We start from the raw sequence: 3,230 nt of genomic DNA on the forward strand, positions 1-3,230 counted from the left end.
CACGCTGCTGTTCCGCTTCATGCGCCCGCTGGTCGAGGAAGGTCACGTCTTCCTGGCGCAGCCGCCGCTGTACAAGCTCAAGTGGCAGCGCAGCGAGCCGGAGTTCGCGTACTCGGACCGTGAGCGCGACGAGCTGCTCAAGATCGGTCTCGAGAACAAGCGCAAGATCAACACCGACGACGGTATCCAGCGCTACAAGGGTCTCGGTGAGATGAACCCGAAGGAGCTGTGGGAGACCACCATGGACCCGACGGTCCGTACGCTCCGCCAGGTCACCCTCGACGACGCGGCCGCCGCGGACGAGCTGTTCTCGATCCTCATGGGCGAGGATGTCGACGCCCGCCGTAACTTCATCACCCGCAACGCGCGCGACGTCCGCTTCCTCGACGTCTGACCGGTCGCTCTGTCGCAAATCCGCTACTCAAAAGCCACATCCGCTACCGCAATTCCGGTAGCGGATGTGGCTTTTGAGTAGCGGATTCCTTGGTGGGCGGACTCGGGGGTGACAGGTGAGCTGACCCGGTCACGCCGGCTCGCCGACGGTGAGCAGGTCGCCGGGCTGGCAGTCGAGCTCGCGGCACAGGGCGACCAGTGTGCTGAACCTGATGGCCTTGGCCCGGTCGTTCTTGAGCACCGACAGGTTCACCACGGTGACGCCCACCTTCTCGGCCAGCGCAGAGAGTGTGAGGCCCCGCTCGTCGAGCAGGCGGTCCAGATGGCACCGGACCACGAGCTCGGTGTCGCCCAATTTGGTGTCGCCCAGCTCGGTGTCGCCCAGCTCGGTGTTGTCCGGGCCGGTGTCGCCCAGATCGGAGTCGGCTTGGCCGGTGTCGCCCCGTGCGATATCGCCCAGATCCTGATCGGCTCCTGACATCAGACGAGTCCCTCGGCGTTGTGTCGGGCGACCGTCTCGCTCCGGACCAGGGCAAAGACGAGTCCGAGTGCGATGCCGGCGATCGGGAAGGCCGTGGTGAGCGGATCATTCCAGGTCCGTCCTGCTGAGCAGCTCGTGTACAGCTCCAGGCACGCGGAGACGCCGGCGCCGGTGAGAACGTTCGCCCCGATGAGGCCGATGATCCCGGCGACGAGCACCACGATGATGGCGACGACCTTCGTCCGGTTGCCCAGTTCACGGCCCGGTCGGAGCGACCTCATCACGACGGTCACGGCTGCGAGCATGACGAGCACCGCGATGAGCTCGAGGACGGTGCCGACGACGACGCCGGTCGTCGCCGCCGAGCCGAGCTGATCGACCGGGACCGTCGTGGTCAGACCCAGCAGTTCTGTGCCAGCGGGGCCGGACAGCTCGTCAGGCCGAGACAGGGTGAGCGTCACGGAGTCGCCCACGGCGAGCGAGATGAGCCTGGTGATGAGCGGGGCGAGCACCCAGAGACCCACGGCGGTCGCGCAGATGTATACCCAGGTGGTGACCCCGCGCCGGTCGGCATCGGGGCGGCAGTCGGTGGTGGTGGAGGGTGTGCGGTTCTTCCTGGACATCGGGTTCCCCTATCGATTGTCGTTGCTATCGAAGAACGATAATCACGATAATCGATATGCCGAGACTGTCAACCCTTGATTGCGAACCCGCGGGGTTGAGCCGTTGTCGTCGTCGTCGACCGTCGGTCCCGATCGGGCGGTGACGGTCACGCCGGGCGCCCGGCGGTGGGACGTGGGGGTGGGGCGCGGCGCGGTTGGACGGTGGGGCGCGGCGAAGCAGGGCAGTGGATCGCGGTTGGGCGGCGAATCGTGGCGAGGATATAGAGGACAGGCCGCGTGCGAGCACCGATCGTTTCCGCAGGACCTATAGACTGGACCGGTCGGATTGGCGCCTGCTGGCGTCGGCCGAGCGCGAGACGAAGAGGAGCCCATGACGGACACGACGTTGCCGCCCGAGGCCGGGGGACACGACCGGATCGAACCGGTCGACATCCAGGCCGAGATGCAGAAGAGCTACATCGACTACTCGATGAGCGTCATCGTCGGGCGAGCGTTGCCGGACGTGCGGGACGGACTCAAGCCCGTGCACCGCCGCATCCTCTACGCGATGTGGGACAACGGCTACCGCCCCGACCGCAGCTACGTGAAGTCGGCCAAGCCCGTCGCCGACACCATGGGTAACTTCCACCCGCATGGCGACTCGGCGATCTACGACACGCTCGTCCGCCTGGCACAGCCGTGGGCGATGCGGTACCCGATGGTCGACGGCCAGGGGAACTTCGGCTCCCGCGGCAACGACGGCGCGGCCGCCATGCGTTACACCGAGTGCAAGATGACCCCGCTGGCCATGGAGATGGTCCGGGACATCGACAAGAACACGGTCGACTTCCAGCCGAACTACGACGGCAAGACGCAGGAACCCGTGGTCCTGCCGTCGCGCGTGCCGAATCTCCTCATCAACGGCTCCAGCGGCATCGCCGTGGGTATGGCCACCAAGATGCCGCCGCACAACCTGCGCGAGGTCGCCGAGGCCGTCTACTGGATGCTCGACAACCCCGAGGCCACCGAGGAGGAGGCCCTCGAGGCGTGCATGGAGCGCATCAAGGGACCGGACTTCCCGACGGCCGGCTTCATCGTGGGCGACCAGGGCATCAAGGACGCCTACCGCACCGGACGCGGCTCGATCCGCATGCGCGGCAAGACCTCCATCGAGGAGGAGGGCAACCGCACGGTCATCGTGATCACCGAGCTGCCCTATGAGGTCAACCCGGACAACATGATCCTGTCGATCGCCGAGCAGCTGCGCGACGGCAAGATCGCCGGCATCTCCAAGATCGACGACGAGTCCTCGGACCGCGTCGGCCTGCGCATCGTGATCACGCTCAAGCGTGACGCCGTGGCGAAGGTCGTGCTCAACAACCTCTACAAGCACTCGCAGCTGCAGACGTCGTTCGGCGCCAACATGCTGTCGATCGTTGACGGCGTGCCCCGCACGCTCCCGCTCGACCAACTGGTGCGTCTGTACGTCACGCACCAGATCGAAGTGATCGTCCGCCGCACGCAGTACCTGTTGGACGAGGCCGAGAAGCGCGCCCACATCCTGCGCGGCCTGGTCAAGGCGCTCGACGCGCTCGACGAGGTGATCGCCCTCATCCGCCGGTCCGAGACCGTCGAGGTGGCCCGTCAGGGCCTCAAGGACCTCCTGGACATCGACGACGACCAGGCTCAGGCCATCCTCGACATGCAGCTGCGGCGTCTCGCGGCGCTCGAGCGGCAGAAGATCATCGACCAGC

3 protein-coding genes and 1 pseudogene are annotated in these 3,230 nt (G+C 66.5%); 2 read left to right on the forward strand and 2 right to left on the reverse strand.

The features are described from left to right. Positions 1-394: pseudogene (locus GX543_RS00005) on the forward strand (DNA topoisomerase IV subunit B); the annotation flags it as partial. Positions 395-523: 129 nt separating this feature from the next. On the opposite strand, the gene GX543_RS00010 reads toward GX543_RS00005, so the two are convergent. Together GX543_RS00010 and GX543_RS00015 are read right to left on the reverse strand one after the other, a co-directional pair. After that, positions 524-748 (reverse strand): helix-turn-helix domain-containing protein, encoded by a 225-nt coding sequence (locus GX543_RS00010; RefSeq protein ID WP_290848974.1) that lies wholly within the window; start codon positions 746-748, stop codon positions 524-526. Between the two features lie 125 nt (positions 749-873). Then, on the reverse strand, positions 874-1,497 hold the full coding sequence (locus tag GX543_RS00015) for a hypothetical protein (RefSeq protein ID WP_290848970.1): 624 nt from the start codon (positions 1,495-1,497) through the stop codon (positions 874-876). Positions 1,498-1,867: 370 nt separating this feature from the next. Between GX543_RS00015 and GX543_RS00020 the strand changes: the two genes are divergently transcribed. Further along, on the forward strand, positions 1,868-3,230 hold a 1,363-nt coding region (locus tag GX543_RS00020; protein WP_290848972.1), incomplete at its 3' end, for a DNA gyrase subunit A.

Source organism: Gordonia sp. (in: high G+C Gram-positive bacteria), from assembly GCF_012515855.1.
Classification (GTDB): Bacteria; Actinomycetota; Actinomycetes; order Mycobacteriales; family Mycobacteriaceae; genus Gordonia.